The organism is Sphingopyxis sp. 550A, from assembly GCF_053569535.1.
In genome coordinates, this window is record NZ_CM131615.1 from 2,917,539 (window position 1) to 2,933,582 (window position 16,044).

Below are 16,044 nucleotides of genomic sequence, written 5' to 3' on the forward strand. Positions count from 1 at the left end.
CGGACCTTGCCGTTGGCGCTTCACCCTATTCGGAAGGCAATTCCGTGATCGGAATGCGGAGACGAACGACCAGACCGCCCCCCTCGCGATTACTTGCCGCAATCGTGCCTCCATGAATGGCGATGCCGCGCTTTGCGATCGCCAGCCCCAAGCCGAAACCCAGGCTTTCCTCGCTTTCCCTGGCGAACGGCTCGAACATCGCGTCGATGCTCGCTTCGTCTATTCCCGGTCCCCGATCGGCCACCAGGATACAATGGGCTCCGGCCTCCAGCCTGTAGTCCACATCCACCGGATTTCCGGCCTCCGAAAACCGGATCGCGTTGCGAATGACATTGTCGATCGCCCGCCGGATCGTTTCGGCGTCCCCACGTATCGGCGGAGCATTGTCGATAGACGGCGTCTCTTCGCGCCGGACGATCGCAACGCCGTGCGAATCCGCCTCGAACCGCGCATCCTCCACCACGCTGCGGAGCACACCGGCAAGGTCGAAATATTCATCTCCCTCGGCGGCAAGATGCTCGGATCGCGCCAGGCTGAGCAACTCACCGACGAGCGTGTCGAGACGCGCCGCCTCGCGATCGATGCGCGCAAGGGACGCTTCTGTGCGTTCCGGCGACTGCCGCGCCAATCCGATGGCAAGTTGCAACCGCGCCAGCGGCGAGCGCAGTTCATGCGAGACATCATGAAGCAGCCGATCTCGCGCCGCAACGAGTTCCTCGAGCCGCTGCGCCATGCTGTCGAAATCGCGGGCCAGGTCGGCGATCTCGTCGCGTCGGTTTCCGATAACCGGTGCCAGCCGCTCCGAAAGCCGCCCCTGCGCCAGCCGATCGAAGCCCGTGCGAAGGCGGTTGATGGGCCGTGTCAGATATCGCGCCAGCACCGCCGCGAAGAACAATCCGCCGATCACGCCGAGCGCGAGCAATTCCATCGGCATGTTGAAGATATCGGTTCGGCGCGGCGCATCACGATACCAATAGTGGAGACGAAAGTCCTGGCGTCCCGGTCCGGTGACCTCCCGCGACAAGGATTTCGAGAACTCCGGCACCGGCGGAAGAGCCCGCCGGTTCTTTTCGACGAGTTGCAGGCGCACGCGCTGGCCGTCGGGGAGCGAACGCGACAAATTTTCGAATCCTTCCCTGCCCGATCTTTCGACCTCGCCCCCGGCGGCGGACAGGAGCGTGGGGGCCATCTGTTCGACCATGAAACGCTCGGGCGGACGATCGTCGCGCCGCAACTGGAAGAGCAGCCAGACGCCTTGCGTGATCGCAAAGAACGTAAGCCAGAAAGCGAGCAATATCTTCCAGAACAATCCCGCCTTCACGGCAAACTCCGCAGGCGATAGCCCACACCGCGCACCGTTTCGATGCCGACCTGTCCGTTCGAGGCGCCTTCCAGCTTGTGCCGGAGATTGCTGATATGGACATCCACGCTGCGGTCGTAGGACTGGCGCGCGCGTCCCAGCGCGTGCAAGGACAATTCGTCTTTTGTCCGCACCTCGTCGCCGGCGCGCAGCAACGCGGCGAGCATGTTGAACTCGGTCGCGGTCAGTTCGATCGGCACCGCTTGCCAGCTTGCCCTTCGTTCGCCGACGCGAACAACCAGTTCGCCGGATTGCAGGGTCGATCCGCGCGGCGCGGCAGGCGGCGCCTGCCGGCGCAGTATCGCGCGAAGGCGGGCCACCAACTCTCTTGGATAATAGGGTTTCGCGACATAATCGTCGGCCCCGAGTTCGAGCCCGACCACGCGGTCGACCTGATCGCCCTTCGCCGTAAGCATCAGCACCGGCAAATCGCTTGCCTGCCGGATCTGCCGCAACGCCTCGATACCGCTCAGGCGAGGCAGCATGACGTCGAGCACCACCGCATCATATTCACCCGACAGGGCATGCGCGACACCTTCGGCGCCATTGAAGACGGTCTCGACCTCGAATCCTTCGCTTTCCAGATACTCACGCAGCATCGCGCTGAGATCGACGTCGTCGTCGACCAGCAGGATGCTCCGGACGGGGATATCCTCTTCCATCGCCCCGTGCATCGTTCAGTCGCGAGGGCCTGTCACCCCGTCTTTTCACAAATTTTACGTTCCGCTTGCGAACTCTTGACCCCGACGCGGCGCGCGATCGGTCATATCGGTCGCATCCCCCCTCCGCCCGCCTCTCCAAGCGGGTCGACCGTCAGAAGGAGTAGTGCCGTGAAGTTTCTGATCCATTGTGCCGTCGGCGCGGCGATGATCGTCGCCACGCCATCGCTTGCCGCCGCGCAGCCCCGCGAGCCGCACAAAAAGGCGCAGCCGGCGCCCGCGCCGAAACAGGCATCGCCGGCCCGGCCGTCCGCCAATGAGCCTTATGGCCGTTGGGACAGCAGGTGGGGCAACCGGCCTTCGGCGCCGCCGAAGCACTGGACCAAGAAAGGCGACTGGTATCGCCACGTCCGGGCCTGCCAGCAGAAATATCGCTCGTACAACGCGCGGACCGATACCTATCGGACCAGTGCCGGAAAGACGCGTCGCTGCCCCCTTTGACGCGCTTTCCCTGGGCCGGGTGCGTCCCTGCGCCCGGCCCACATCTTTGAAATAGAGAGATTGATGAACAAGAGCCTACTTCTCATGCTTGCCGTGCTCGCAGCGGCCCCCGCAAGCGCCCAGATGGGCGGCGGGGGCGGGCCGCCGGGTGGAGCGCCCCCCGCGGGTGGCCCGCCGGGCGGCGGACCGCCGCGGATGAAGCAAATCAAGCCGGTCAATCGGGCGAGTTTCGACAAGATCGTAACCGGCATGTTTCGCGATGCCGATCCGAATCACGACGGCATCGTGACCATCAAGGAGATCCGCGCGATTGCCGGCGCGCGGCGCGACGTCCTGATCGCCAAGCGGTTCGAGCGGATCGACACGAACAACGACCGCACGATCAGCCGCGACGAATTCTTCGCCTGGCAACACGGTCTCGGTTCGCTTGCGCAGTCGGAGGACGCGCAGGCGATCGACCACGACGGTCTCGTCCCCGAGACGATCGAACCCGAATATGGCAATGAAATGGAAGCGCGTCTGCTTCTCGGCCTGATCGAACCGCTGAGCGCCGGTCTCGTCGCAAAGGCCAATCTGAACTATGATGCCGGCCTCTCGGTCGAGGAACTGCTCGCCTATGAAGGAAAGCGATTCGATGCCGCCGACCGTAACGGAGATGGCGCGATCTCGATGGACGAAGCGCGCCAGCCCGAAGGTCGGCTGCCCGGCGGTGTGCTCGGCCTGCCTCCCGGGCGTCCGCCCGAACCGCCCGCAGGGAGCCCCTAGTCTTGCGCCGCGAACATCCGTCACGGAAACGAAGTTTGCATTGCGGCGTTACCCGCTTGCGCGGCATTCGGAATGCCGTCATGCGGCATGTCGATCGGAGGGACTGTTGACCGGATCAGATCGAACCTATGCAAGCCTCCGAATGATCGGCCAACCGCGTTTGCTGGCAGTCCTCGTCGCTTCGGCAACGCTCGCGGCCTGTGCTGTCGGCCCCGACTATCGCCCATCGACGCCCATCGATCTCGGCGTGCCCTCGACCTATAGCGAGGGCCGCACCGCCGCGACCGACCCCGCCGAACTGGCGTCCTGGTGGCAACGCTTCAACGACCCCGTGCTCGACCAGCTCGTGGACCGCGCGATTTCCTCCAACCTCGATATCGCGCAGGCAAAGGCGCGTCTGCGTCAGGCCCGCGAAGCATCGATCCAGGCGGGCGCCGACCTGCTCCCGACCGCCAGCGCGAGCGGAAGAGCCGGCCGCAACATCGACAGCAAGGGCCCCGACAGCAGCAGCTATTCGCTGGGAATCGACGCCGACTGGCAGGTCGACCTGTTCGGCGGCGGACGCCGCGCCGTGGAAGCGGCCCGCGCCGACGAAGCCGCGAGCGGCTACGACCTCGCCTCGGTACGCATCGCGATCATCGCCGAACTCGCGACCAACTATATCCAGCTTCGCCTCGCGCAACAGCAACTTGGCATCGCCGAGGATACGCTCCGCTACCAGCGCGACAATTATGACATCGCGCGCTGGCGCGTGCAGGCGGGCCTCGCTTCCTCGCTCGACGAGGAGCAGGCGCGCACCCAGCTCGCGCAGACCGAGGCGAGCCTGCCCGAGTTCCGGACAAGCATCCGCGGCGCGCTGGGCCGGATCGCGGTACTGACCGCCCAGGCGCCCGGCGCCGCGACCGCATCGCTCGAAACCGCCGCGCCGATCCCCGCGCCGCCGTCGGGCATCGCCGCGGGCTTCCCCGCCGACACGCTGCGCCAGCGCCCCGACGTCCGCTCTGCCGAGCGCGGCCTTGCCGCCGCCACGGCCCGCGTCGGCGTGGCGAAGGCGCAATTGCTGCCGTCGCTCAGCCTCAGCGGTTCGCTGGGGACGAGCGCCTTGACCACGGGCGGCCTGTTCGACGCGATCACCGGATCGCTGTTCGCGGGGATTTCGCAGCTATTGTTCGACGGCGGCGCGCGCGCGTCGCAGGTGCGGTCGCAGCAGGCCGCGGTCGACGGCGCTTACGCCGCCTATCGCCAGACGGTGCTCACTGCGCTCGAAGATGTCGAAAATGCGCTCGTCGCGGTATCATCGGCCGACGAGCGCGGTCGGCAATTCGCGATCGCGCGCGAAGCCGCGAACAACAGCGCGATTCTCGCGCGGCTGCAATATCAGTCGGGGCTCACCGACTTCCAGACGCTGTCCAACATCGAAACCTCGTTGCTCTCGTCGAGCAACAGTCTCGCCAGTTCGCGGGCGGCTGAGGCCCTCGCGGTCGTTCAGCTTTACAATGCGCTCGGCGGCGGATGGCAGACCATAGAGAATGGAAACGGCGAATGACCGAAGCACAGGCGGCGACGCAGAATCTCGATGAATTCCTCGGCGTAAAGCCCGAAAGCGCGTGGATGCGCCGCGGCAAATGGCCCGCGATCGCGCTGCTCACGGTCCTGATCCTGTTCGTCCTCTATCGCTGCTTCGGCCCCGCGGAAGCGGCCAGCTATTCGACGCAGGCGGCCGAGCGCGGCGCGCTGACCGTCACCGTATCGGCGACCGGCAATATCAAGCCGATCAATCAGGTCGACGTCGGCTCCGAACAGTCGGGGCTGATCACCCATGTCTATGTCGACGTGAACGACCGCGTGACCAAGGGGCAGCTTCTCGCCTCGCTCGATACCGCGCGCCTGCAGGATTCGGTCGTCCAGGCGCAGGCGAGCGTCGCGGCGGCGCAGGCGAATGTCGGCGAGGCGCAGGCGACGCTCGCGCAGGCGAATGCGACGCTGGCGCGGCAGGAGGAGGTATCGCGCCTCTCGGGCGGCCGCGTTCCCTCGAAAACCGAACTCGATGCGGCGCGCGCCGATCAGAAGCGCGCCGTCGCCTCGCTCGCCGCATCGCGCGCGCAGGTCGCGCAGCAGCAGGCGGCGCTCGGCACGGCGCAGACCAATTTGTCCAAGGCGCGCATCTATTCGCCCGTCACCGGCGTCGTGCTGTCGCGCGATATCGAACCCGGCCAGACCGTCGCCGCGTCGCTCAACGCACCGGTCCTCTTCACCATCGCCGAGGATCTGAGCCAGATGGAGCTGGAGGTGTCGATCGACGAGGCCGACGTCGGGCAGGTCAAGGAAGGGCAGGACGCGACCTTCACCGTCGACGCCTTCCCCGGCCAGCGCTTTCCCGCGAAGATCACGCGGGTCAATGTCGGATCGAACAGCAGCGGCAGTTCCTCCTCCTCCTCTTCGTCGTCGTCCTCGACGACGAGCAGCAGCAGCGGAACGGTGGTTGCCTATACGGCCATCCTGTCGGTCGACAATGCGAAGCAGATTCTGCGTCCCGGCATGACCGCGACCGCCGACATCGTGACGATGAGCAAGAAGAATGTCCTGCTCGTCCCCAATGCGGCACTCCGCTATCGCCCCACGACCGAAGGGCAGAGCACCGATTCCTCGAAGGGCGGGATCACCAGCGCGCTTGTCCCCCGCGGGCCGCGGCGGAGCAGCAATCGCGCGGAACGGAGCGTCACCACCGATCGCGGCGCGCAGCAGACCATCTATGTCCTCGGCGCCGACGGCCAGCCGCAAGCCGTGCAGATCACCACCGGCGACACCAATGGGACGCTGACCGAAGTCGCGTCGGGCAAGCTCAGCGCCGGCATGAAGGTCATCACCGGACAGCTTTCCGACGGGAGTTCCGACGCGTCCGCAAGCAGCGGGCAATCCGGAGCCCGGAAGGGCGGCTGAGCGATGGCCGAGCCGATCATCCGCCTGTCCGGCATCACCAAGACCTATGGCGAGGGGCCGACCGCCTTTCAGGCGTTGAAGGGCGTCGACCTCGACATCATGGCGGGCGATTTCATCGCGGTGATGGGGGCTTCGGGCTCGGGCAAGTCGACGACGATGAACATATTGGGCTGCCTCGACGTGCCGACGCACGGCTCCTACCTGTTCCGCGGCCACCATGTCGAGGCGCTGACGCGCGACCAGCGCGCGCTGCTGCGGCGGCGATATTTCGGTTTCGTCTTCCAGGGCTTCAACCTGCTCGCGCGCACCAGCGCGCTCGAGAATGTCGAGCTGCCGCTTCTTTATCGCGGCGATCCGAAGGCCGAACGCCGCGACGCCGCGCTGGCGGCGCTCGACAAGGTGGGGCTCAAGGACTGGTGGGACCACACCCCCGCCGAGCTGTCGGGCGGGCAGCAGCAGCGCGTCGCCATCGCGCGCGCGATCGTCACCCGCCCCGACGTGCTGCTCGCCGACGAACCGACGGGCAATCTCGATTCCGAACGATCGATCGAAATCATGGAATTGCTGTCGGAGCTCAATCGCGACAGCGGCATCACCGTGCTGATGGTGACGCACGAGCCCGACATGGCCGAGTTCGCCCACACGCTGGTGCATTTCAAGGACGGGCTGGTCGAGAGCATCGAGGTCAATGAGGCGTCGCGGGCGCGCAGGGAAGCGCAGCCGTGATCGGCACGACCCTGCTCCTCGCGCTGCGCTCGATCCGCCGCCATATGCTGCGCTCCTTCCTGACCGTGCTCGGCATCGTCATCGGCGTCGCCGCGGTGGTGACGATGGTGACGCTGGGCAATGCGACGACCGCCGCGGTGCAGAGCCAGATCTCCGCGCTCGGCACCAACATCCTGCAAATCCGCCCCGGCCAGGGTTTCGGGCGCGGCGGCGGCGGGCCGCGGCCGCCCGATTTCGAGATGGCCGACTTGGGCGCGATTTCGCAGCAGATCGCCGGCGTCACCGCAGTGGCGCCTCAGGCGCAGACCAGCGGCACCGCCATCTACGAAGGCGCCAACTGGTCGACGACGGTGAACGGCACCACCGACGCCTATTTCACCGTGCAGCCGTGGCCGCTGGTCGAGGGCCGCACCTTCACGCCCGCCGAGGAGGAAGCGGGCAAGGCGGTGTGCATCATCGGCAACACCGTGCGCCAGAACCTGTTTCGCGGCGGCAGCGCGGTCGGCGCGCGCTTCCGCATCAAGGGGGTGAGTTGCGACGTGATCGGCGTGCTCTCGACGCGCGGCCAGGGCGGTTTCGGCGGCGACCAGGACGATATCGTCATCATGCCGGTGAAAGCGGTCCAGCGCCGCTTTACCGGCAATCAGGACGTCTCGGTGATGCTCGTCGGCGTCGACCAGAGCTTTTCGACCGAGCAGGTGCAGGCATCGATCACCGATCTCTTGCGCGAGCGGCGCAAGATCACGGGCGGCAAGGACGATAATTTCAACATCTTCGACACCAAGCAGATTTCGGACACGCTGACCGGAACCACGACCCTGCTGACGCGCATCGTCGCGGCCGTCGCGGCGATCTCGCTGCTCGTCGGCGGGATCGGGATCATGAACATCATGCTGGTGTCGGTAACCGAGCGCACGCGCGAGATCGGCATCCGCCTCGCGATCGGCGCGGTCGCGCGCGAAGTGCTGATGCAGTTCCTCGTCGAGGCGATCGTCCTTTCGTGCCTCGGCGGCCTCGCGGGCCTCCTCATCGCGCAACTCGCGATCGCGATCCTGTCGCCCGTCATGCAGGTGAGCTGGATGTTCGACGCCCAGATCAACATCATCGCCTTCGCAATCTCGGCGGTGATCGGCGTCGTGTTCGGCTATTTCCCCGCCAGGCGAGCGGCGAGCCTCAATCCCATCGACGCGCTGAGGCATGAATAGCCCCACAAGGCGCGAGGGAAGCGTTAAATCGTCACTGCGGATTAGCGCTGCGGCGATGAAACGACGAAGCTGGTCTCGCCGATCTTGCCGTCGAACGGGAAAGGCGCATCGATGCCGTCGAGGACGGTGGTGCCCGGATCGGACCCGATGTCGAACGTCTCGTTCCCCGAAAAGAGGAAGACGGAGAGCGCACCCTGGAAAGGTGACGTGGCGACATCCTTGCCGTCGACGCTGATCGTCGCGCGCGCTTCCTCGGGGCCGATCCGGTCGAAGCGAAGGCCGATTTCGGATTTTCCGGTCAGCCTGCCGGGCGCCGCGAGGCGCGACAGCTTGCCGTCCATCGTCCGCAGCGCCAGAATGGGGACGCCCTCGCGCAGATAGAGACCGAGGCCACCGAACCGGCCCCCCATCGCCATCAATGTCCCGTTGCCGCGCTGCCCCGGATCGACGGCCATCGTCATCGTGAAGCTGTGGGTGTGGATCGGCGGAGCGAGCGCTTCCGGAATCCGGCTCACCCGTCCCTGATAGCGGAACAGGCCGCCGGTCTCGGCCAGCCGGCGCTCCGCCTTCGCGGCCATCAGCCGCTGCGCCGCCCCGGTGTTGGTCAGCGGGTAGACGTTATATTTCCTCGCTTCGCGGTCGAACAGGCGCTGGAGTTCGGCCAGCTTTCGCGGATTCTGCGCGGCGAGGTCATGCAGTTCGTTGAAATCGCGCCGCTGGTCGAAAAGCTGCCATCCCTGATCGGTGATCGGAGGCTGCTTCTTGAAATCCCAGGTCTGCAGCCGGTGCGGCATGACCGCCTTCCAGCCGTCCGCCCAGATGGAGCGATTGCCGTACATTTCATAATATTGGACTTTTTTGGCGTCCGGCGCGCCCGCATCGGCGAAGCTATAGGCCAGCGACGTGCCGCTGATCGGTTGCTGGCGGACGCCGTTGACGATCGCCGCGGGCTTTACGCCGGCGGCTTCGAGAAGTGTCGGCATCACGTCGCTGATATGGGCATATTGGCGGCGGACCTCGCCATGCGCCGCGATCCCCCTTTGCCAGGCGACGATCAACGGAACGTGGATCCCGCCTTCGAACGCCGTCTGCTTGTAATAGCGGAAGGGCGTGTCACCGGCGACGGCCCAGCCGACGGGATAAAGCGGATAGGTGCCGCGCCGCCCCCATTCGTCAATATGCGCCAGATTCTCGTCGACCGTGGCGAAGCGCCCGTTCGCCATCAATTGCTCGCTATAGGTGCCCGACACCGCGCCCTCGCCGCTTGCGCCATTGTCGGAAGTGACGACGATGATCGTGTTGTCGAGTTCACCCTGTGCCTCGAGCGCATCCAATATCCGCCCGAACTCATGGTCCGCATGGGCGAGCTGCGCGGCAAAGGCCTCCATGGCGCGCGCATAGAGGCGGCGTTCGTCCGCCGAAAGTTCGGCCCAGGGCTTCATGCCCTCGGGTCGCGGCGGGAGTTCCGCGTTCGCCGGCACCAGCCCCAGCGCCTTCTGCCGCGCGAGTATCCTTTCCCGCGCAACGTCCCATCCCGCGTCGAATTTGCCGCGATAGCGCGCGAGCCATTCGTCGGGCGCATGGTGCGGCGAATGCCCGGCGCCGGTGGCCCAATAGAGGAAGAAGGGAGCCCGCGCGCCTCCTGCCGCCCGCCGCGCACCGATCATCGCGATCGCCCGGTCGGCCATGTCGCTGCTCAGATGATAGGCGGGATCGGCCGGAAGCGGCGCAGGACTGTGGTCGCTCCACAGCAGCGGCGCGAAATTGTCCGCATCATAGGAAAGGAAGCCGTAGAAGCGATCGAACCCCTGCCCGCTCGGCCAATAGGTGAAGGGGCCGGCGGCCGACGCGTCGCGCGGCGGCAAATGGTCCCACTTGCCGACAGCGAAGGTTTCATAGCCCGCCTGGCGGAGATTTTCGGCGATGGTCCCCGCGCTGCGCGGGACGAGCGCGTCCTGCCCCGGAAAGCCGATCGCCATCGCCGAATGCCCGCCGACATGGACTTCGTGCGAATTGCGCCCGGTCAGAAGAGAGGCGCGGCTCGCCGAGCAGATCGGGGTCGAATGATAGTTGGAATAGCGCAGCCCCATCGCCGCCACGCGGTCGATATTGGGGGTATCGACGAGGCCGCCATAGGACGACAATTGTCCGAAGCCGGTATCGTCGATCACCCAGACGAGAATGTTCGGAGCGCCCTGCCGCGCCGCGGGCCGCACCACGGGGCCCTCCACCGACGTGTCGATCGTCCGGCCGATCACCGCCTGCCCGGCAGCGGCCGGCACCGCGGCGACGACGGCCGTAGCGGCCAGTGCTAGCCAGGACAGCCGCGAACGAAGTTCGCCTGTTTTCATGAAGCTCGACAGGTGGCGGCGACAGGAGTGCCCTCGACCGCCGCTCTGGCAAAGCCGATGGCTTCGGCGGCGGCCGCGTTCACGACGCCCGAATGGTCCTTGTCCTTGTAGATGCGGGCCTCGACCGTGTTGCCGCGGCTGCACAGGTCATTGACCAGCGTCAGCGTCGTCATCGGCAGCGCGGCGGTGTCGGTCGAGCCGATCCCGAAGAACAGCGGCATGCCGAAGGTCAGCGACGGAAAGGATCGCAGGTCGACATCGGTATCCCAGAGCGTCTTCAACATGCCGGGCCGAAAGGTGCGTGCCGGATCGAGGCCCTTGTCGGCGGCTTCCTGCATCAGTTCGGGCAGGCAGGCGCTGCCGACACGGGCCTCCAGTTCGCGGCCCTGCGGCGTGAATATCTCGTCGGCCGACAAATCCGGATGGATACGGCTCAGTTCATAGCCGATCATCGCATAGGCGCCGGTGACCATGACGTCGGTCGCGCTCGAGGCAAGGCCGCTTTCGATCGCGGCTTTCGACAGATTGGGCGCCCCCGTCGCCACGACGCCGCGGATCGCGAGATCGGGCGCATAGGCGGGTGCATAGCCCGCCGCGGCGACGACCGCCCCCGCGCCCTGCGACTGCCCGGCGAGGATAACCCGGTTCGCCGCATGATAGCGCGGCGTGGCGAGCAGCGCCCGCGCGCTGTCGATCAGGCTGTAGGAATGGGCGCGATAATTGGAATAGGGATGGATCCCCGGCGTCCCCAATCCCTGATAGTCGCTGGCCACCACGATGAAGCCGCCGCTCAGCCAGCTCGACAGATATTGGCTGTCGCGCGCCCCGCGCGGCCGTGCCGACGGCGCGCAGATGTCGGCGATGCCCGTGGTGCCGTGCGCCCACGCCATGATCGGCCATCCGCCGGCCGGCGGCTCGCCCTTCGGCACGAATACCGCGGCGGATACCGCGACCACGCCATGATCGGTGATGCCGTCGCGCGCCGTGTAGAGGATGCGGACCGCTTTCGCCGCGCCGGGCACCGAATAGTCGCCGGGCAGCGGCTCTTCGGCGATGACGGCGCCCGGATCGGCGGGGAGCGCACCGCGCCAGTCATAGAAAGCGGGGAGACCGCCGTCGCCGACATCGCTCCCGCCGGGGGCAGCGCGAAGCGCGGGCGACAGGACCATCGCCGCCGCCAGCACCACGGCGACGCGTGGCGACGCCCGCCCCCGCCGCATCAGAATTTCACCGACGCTTCGAGATAGATTTCGCGCGGATTGTCGACGAAGGCCGACATGTCGGCGAGCACGCCCGGCCCTGTGGTGCCCGTGCCGGTGCCCCCGGCGAACGGAATGTCGGAGCCGCCGGTCACGACATATTTGTTGCCGAGGTTGCGGCCGATCAGCGCAAGGCTCCAGCGCTTGTCGGGGCCGTTGAGCCGCAGCGACGCGTCGAATTTGGTGAAGCTCTTTTGCACCGCGTCGGGACGCAGCGTGTCCGAGAAATTATATTTGGAGCTGTAGCTCATATCGCCATTGAGTTCGAGCGACCAGCCCGACGCCGACAGCGGCACCTCATAGCCCGCGCCGAGCCGCCCCGCCCAGCGCGGCGCCTTGGGCGGCGTCCGGCCGTCATAATCCTGGCTTGTATAGGCCGAATCCGGATCGGCCGGATTGGACTGGAGCAGGTTGCACCCCGCTGCAATCGTCTGGCCAGCGTAGCATTGGCCGATATAGTCGCTGTACTGCGCGTGGTTATAGGCAAGCGCGCCGCGGAGCGAGAAGCCGCCCGAGCGCCAGTTGAAATCGCCCTCGATGCCTTTCACGCGCAGCGTGCCCGCGTTGGCGACGACCTGGCCGATCGTCACCGGATCGAAATTCTGCACCTGCAGGTCGAGATAATCGTAGAGATAGGCGGTCGCGTTGAGCGAGAGCGCGCCGCCGAGCAGGATGGCCCTTGCCCCTGCTTCGCCGCCCCGTGCCCGTTCGGCGCCGAACTGACCCGCCGCGACGCTGGCGGCGGGGGTCAGCGACTGCGAAATGTTGAAGCCGCCCGATTTGAAGCCTTCCTTATAGGCGGCATAGAAGGTCAGGTCGCGCGAAGGCTTGTAGCGCAGCGTGACCTGCGGCGACACGTCGCCCTCGCGATAGCGATCTTCGAGCGGCGGAAGGTTCGACGGAAAGGCCGTCGCGAAAGCCGCATGTGCCGGCAGCGCCCGCTGATAGGAATCGCGCGATTCATAGCTCCAGCGCGCGCCCGCCGCGAGTTCGATCGCTTCGGACAGATTGGCCGTCACCTCGCCGAACGCCGACATCGAACTGCCGCTGAAGCCATTGTCGCGCTTGAAGGTGACATAGGTGCCGCTGGACGGATCGATCGGCACCGGGAAGATATAGGCGTCGGTGTTGAAGATGAACTTGTTGCTCGACGCGAACAGCCCGAACAGCACGTTGACCGGCCCGTCCCATTTCGACTGGAAACGCAGCTCCTCGGCGGTCTGGCGATAGTCGGCGAGCTGCGAGAAGCTCGCCGGATAGGCTTCGCCGGACACATTGTTGAGGTCGGTCTGCTTGAAGCGGTAATAGGAGGTGATCGACGTCACGTCGAAGACGTCGCTGGTCAGCGTCGCGGTCAATATGCCGTAGCCCGACTTGAGACGCGAATACATATGCCCGTCCCCGGCGTAGCGGTAATTCGCTTCGGCCACCGCGACCGGCAGGGTCGAGCTATCCGAGCGGCCGTTGATCGCGCAATCGGCGTTGGGGCTGGGCGGGATGCCGTTCGCGGCGAAGGGCGTCGTGCGGCCGCTGCCGCAAATACGCTCGATCAGGTCGGTCGGCCCGCCGTCCTTCTGATCGGTATAGCCCGTCTTGAGCTGAAAGCTCAGGTTGGGCGCCGCGTCCCATTCGATCGTCGCACGGCCGCTGTAGGTGCGGCCGCCGCCACGATATTTGCTGTTGCGGTGCCGTTCCATGCCGAGCGGGTCGAGATAGGTTTCCGCAGCGGTGTTGGTGAAGGCGCCCTCGCTGTCCGAGAGACGGAACGCCAGGCGCGCGCGAAGCGTGTCGGAGAGCGGGCCGGAGATATAGCCTTCGCCATATTTCTCCTTAGCCTCGAAGCCATAGCCCGCCTTGAAGCCCGCCTCGAAAAAGTCCTTCGGGCTGTTGGTCGTGACCGAAATCAGGCCCGCGGTCGCATTTTTGCCGAAGAACAGCGCCTGCGGCCCCTTGAGCACCTCGACCCGCTGGACGTCATATTGGCTGAGGCTGATCTCGCGGCCCCGGCTCATCGGCATACCATCGACGACGAAAGACACCGATTGATCAAAACCGGCGCTGAGCGCGGTCGACCCCACGCCGCGCAGAAAGATGCTGGCCGAAGAGCCGGAGGCCGCCTTGCCCGCAACCATCGTCGGAACGAGCGAGGCCATGTCGGTGAATTCGGTGACCGCATAATTGTCGAGCGCCGCACCGCCCAATGCGGTGATCGCGACCGGCGCGTCGATCAGGCGCTCGTCGCGGCGGCGTGCGGTGACGATGATCTCGCCCTCGGTCGGGGCATTTGCCGTCTCGCCCACGGGCGCCGCTTCGGTCGCGGCGCTTTGGGCATGGGCGGGAAGCGCCATCCCGGCGGCGGCGATGATCGACGCCAGACAGGCGTGGCGAATAGCGCGAAGCGAAGCACTGCGGTCCATGACGAGTCCTCTCCAAAACGGGCCGTCATCTTGCGGCCTTGCGCAATAACCTATCCTCATTAGATTTAATGTCAATCGAGAAAATTAACGCCGTAAGGTTTTAGGGATTTTCCGATAAGACCATGAATCCAATTGCCTTTATGGTGTCGATCGGGCTTCTGCCGACAGCATTTTCCGGGCAAAGGCGATCACGCCGTCGTTGAAGGCATCGTTGCGATCGCCGGCGATCATATGCCCGGCCCCCGCCACGTCGAGCAGTTCGAGCCGCGGCACGATGCGCCGAAAGGCGGCGATGCCGGCGTCGCTGACGACGTCGCTGGCAAGGCCGCGCACCAGAAGCACCGGCAGGTGCGGCAGACCGGCGAGCGACCGCGCCGCGTGCTGAACAACGCCATGATGATGTTCGGGAGCGTCGGCGATGATTCGCGGATCCCAATGCCAGCGGAATCGCCCATCCGTCCCCAGGCGGAGATTCTTCATCAGACCGCTGCTGTCCGCCGATGCCTTGCGCCGGGGATTATAGGCCGCGACCGCCGCGGCGGCGGCGTCGATGGTGGCGAAACCGCCCAAATGGTCGCGCATGAAGGAGACGATGCGGTCGATGCCGCGCGGATCGGGCTGGGGCACGATATCGACAAGCACCAGACCGGCCGGACGGAGCCCACGATCGATCGCGACGATCGACGTCGCCCCGCCCAGCGACGCGCCGACGAGAAGGAAGGGCACATCGAGATCCGACGCGATCGTCGCCAGGTCGTCGGCGCGGTCGGTCAGTTGATAGGCGCCTTCGGGCGACCAGTCGCTCTCGCCATGCCCCCGCGCGTCATAGTTGACGACCTGAAACCCTTCGGCGAGCAGCCGCTCGACCGCGCGGCTCCAACTATGTCGCGTCTGCCCGCCGCCGTGGAGCAGAATGACCGCGGGGGCATCCGCGCTGCCGCCGCGGTCGGCAACCAGCCTGACGCCATCGCGCGCAACAAAGACGGTTCGCTGCAAGTCGCTGGTCATGGCCTGTCCTCTCCTGCTTGCCAAAAGCCTGCGCCTCGCGTTATCTAACGTCAATAGTTTTATGAGATCGGGAGAAGCAGGATGATCCGGTTCGATTTTCACGGCAAGCGCGCGCTGGTGACGGGGGGCACGCAGGGGATCGGCCTGGGCATCGCGGCGGCGTTCGCCGACAGCGGGGCCGATGTGATCGTCACCGGAACGCGGGCGAGCGCGGGGGAATATCCGGACGATCTGTCGCGCTTCGCCTATGTGCAAGCCCGCCTGGACCAGCCCGCCGACCGCACCGCGCTGGTCGACACGGCGGGGCCGATCGACATTCTCGTCAACAATGCCGGTCAGGCGCACCCCGACGAATATTCGATGGAAGGTTATGGTCGCGTGATCGAGGTCAACCTCAACGCCGCCGCCGAACTCTGCTATCTCTTCCATCCGGTCCTGCGCGACCGCGGCGGTGCGATCGTCAATGTCGGCTCGTGCGCCAGCTTCATCGCGATCGGCCATGCGCCGGCCTATACGGCGAGCAAGACGGGCTTGCTGGGATTCACCCGTGCGGTCGCGGACCAGTGGACGCGCGACGGCATTCGCGTCAACATGATCGCCCCCGGTTTCATCGAGACGCGCATGACCGCGGGCGTCCGCGCCGACGAACGCAAGGCGGGCAATACATTGCGCGCGATCCCCCTCCGACGCTTCGGCAATCCCGCCGAGGTTGCCGCCGCAGCGCTGTTCCTCGCCTCGCCCGAGGCATCTTACATCACCGGCCAGAGCCTTGTCATCGACGGGGGCCTGATGTTGCGGTGAGAGATAAACCGACTCCTTTTAGGCTGGCACTTGCACGCCTCTGCTGCCATGA

The 16,044-nt window shown here is 66.0% G+C and carries 13 protein-coding genes; 7 read left to right on the forward strand and 6 right to left on the reverse strand.

Annotation, left to right across the window (positions count from 1 at the left end):
* Nucleotides 1–25: 25 nt before the first annotated feature.
* Both ACVENA_RS14085 and ACVENA_RS14090 read right to left on the reverse strand, forming a co-directional pair.
* Nucleotides 26–1,321, reverse strand: a complete 1,296-nt coding sequence (locus tag ACVENA_RS14085; protein ID WP_449325862.1) for a HAMP domain-containing sensor histidine kinase — start codon at nucleotides 1,319–1,321, stop codon at nucleotides 26–28.
* Nucleotides 1,318–2,022 (reverse strand): response regulator transcription factor, encoded by a 705-nt coding sequence (locus ACVENA_RS14090; RefSeq protein ID WP_449325863.1) that lies wholly within the window; start codon nucleotides 2,020–2,022, stop codon nucleotides 1,318–1,320. The genes ACVENA_RS14085 and ACVENA_RS14090 overlap by 4 nt, the downstream gene beginning before the upstream one ends.
* Before the next feature lie 168 nt (nucleotides 2,023–2,190).
* Between ACVENA_RS14090 and ACVENA_RS14095 the strand changes: the two genes are divergently transcribed.
* The 6 genes from ACVENA_RS14095 (at nucleotide 2,191) to ACVENA_RS14120 (ending at nucleotide 8,156) form a co-directional block, all read left to right on the forward strand.
* Nucleotides 2,191–2,520: a BA14K family protein gene (locus ACVENA_RS14095; RefSeq protein WP_449325864.1), complete on the forward strand. Its 330-nt coding sequence runs from the start codon at nucleotides 2,191–2,193 to the stop codon at nucleotides 2,518–2,520.
* A 63-nt stretch (nucleotides 2,521–2,583) separates the two neighbouring features.
* On the forward strand, nucleotides 2,584–3,285 hold the full coding sequence (locus tag ACVENA_RS14100; RefSeq protein WP_449325865.1) for an EF-hand domain-containing protein: 702 nt from the start codon (nucleotides 2,584–2,586) through the stop codon (nucleotides 3,283–3,285).
* Nucleotides 3,286–3,427: 142 nt separating this feature from the next.
* On the forward strand, nucleotides 3,428–4,831 hold the full coding sequence (locus tag ACVENA_RS14105) for an efflux transporter outer membrane subunit (RefSeq protein WP_449325866.1): 1,404 nt from the start codon (nucleotides 3,428–3,430) through the stop codon (nucleotides 4,829–4,831).
* Nucleotides 4,828–6,225 carry an efflux RND transporter periplasmic adaptor subunit gene (locus tag ACVENA_RS14110; protein WP_449325867.1) on the forward strand — a complete coding sequence of 466 codons (1,398 nt, stop codon included), beginning with the start codon at nucleotides 4,828–4,830 and terminating at the stop codon, nucleotides 6,223–6,225. The genes ACVENA_RS14105 and ACVENA_RS14110 overlap by 4 nt, the downstream gene beginning before the upstream one ends.
* A 3-nt stretch (nucleotides 6,226–6,228) precedes the next feature.
* Nucleotides 6,229–6,951, forward strand: coding sequence for an ABC transporter ATP-binding protein (locus ACVENA_RS14115; RefSeq protein WP_449325868.1), 723 nt, complete (start codon nucleotides 6,229–6,231; stop codon nucleotides 6,949–6,951).
* The gene (locus tag ACVENA_RS14120) at nucleotides 6,948–8,156 is read left to right on the forward strand and encodes an ABC transporter permease (RefSeq protein ID WP_449325869.1); all 1,209 of its coding nucleotides are present in this window, start codon (nucleotides 6,948–6,950) and stop codon (nucleotides 8,154–8,156) included. Before ACVENA_RS14115 ends, ACVENA_RS14120 begins: the two co-directional genes overlap by 4 nt.
* Before the next feature lie 41 nt (nucleotides 8,157–8,197).
* On the opposite strand, the gene ACVENA_RS14125 is transcribed toward ACVENA_RS14120, so the two are convergent.
* From ACVENA_RS14125 to ACVENA_RS14140, 4 genes are all read right to left on the reverse strand, one after another.
* The gene (locus ACVENA_RS14125; RefSeq protein ID WP_449325870.1) at nucleotides 8,198–10,507 is read right to left on the reverse strand and encodes an arylsulfatase; all 2,310 of its coding nucleotides are present in this window, start codon (nucleotides 10,505–10,507) and stop codon (nucleotides 8,198–8,200) included.
* Nucleotides 10,504–11,727 carry a lipase family protein gene (locus tag ACVENA_RS14130; RefSeq protein WP_449325871.1) on the reverse strand — a complete coding sequence of 408 codons (1,224 nt, stop codon included), beginning with the start codon at nucleotides 11,725–11,727 and terminating at the stop codon, nucleotides 10,504–10,506. Before ACVENA_RS14130 ends, ACVENA_RS14125 begins: the two co-directional genes overlap by 4 nt.
* On the reverse strand, nucleotides 11,727–14,183 hold the full coding sequence (locus tag ACVENA_RS14135) for a TonB-dependent receptor (RefSeq protein WP_449325872.1): 2,457 nt from the start codon (nucleotides 14,181–14,183) through the stop codon (nucleotides 11,727–11,729). The genes ACVENA_RS14130 and ACVENA_RS14135 overlap by 1 nt, the downstream gene beginning before the upstream one ends.
* Before the next feature lie 138 nt (nucleotides 14,184–14,321).
* Nucleotides 14,322–15,191, reverse strand: coding sequence for an alpha/beta fold hydrolase (locus ACVENA_RS14140; RefSeq protein WP_449325873.1), 870 nt, complete (start codon nucleotides 15,189–15,191; stop codon nucleotides 14,322–14,324).
* Between the two features lie 81 nt (nucleotides 15,192–15,272).
* On the opposite strand from ACVENA_RS14140, the gene ACVENA_RS14145 reads away from it, so the two are divergent.
* Nucleotides 15,273–15,992 carry an SDR family NAD(P)-dependent oxidoreductase gene (locus tag ACVENA_RS14145; protein ID WP_449325874.1) on the forward strand — a complete coding sequence of 240 codons (720 nt, stop codon included), beginning with the start codon at nucleotides 15,273–15,275 and terminating at the stop codon, nucleotides 15,990–15,992.
* Nucleotides 15,993–16,044: the final 52 nt, after the last annotated feature.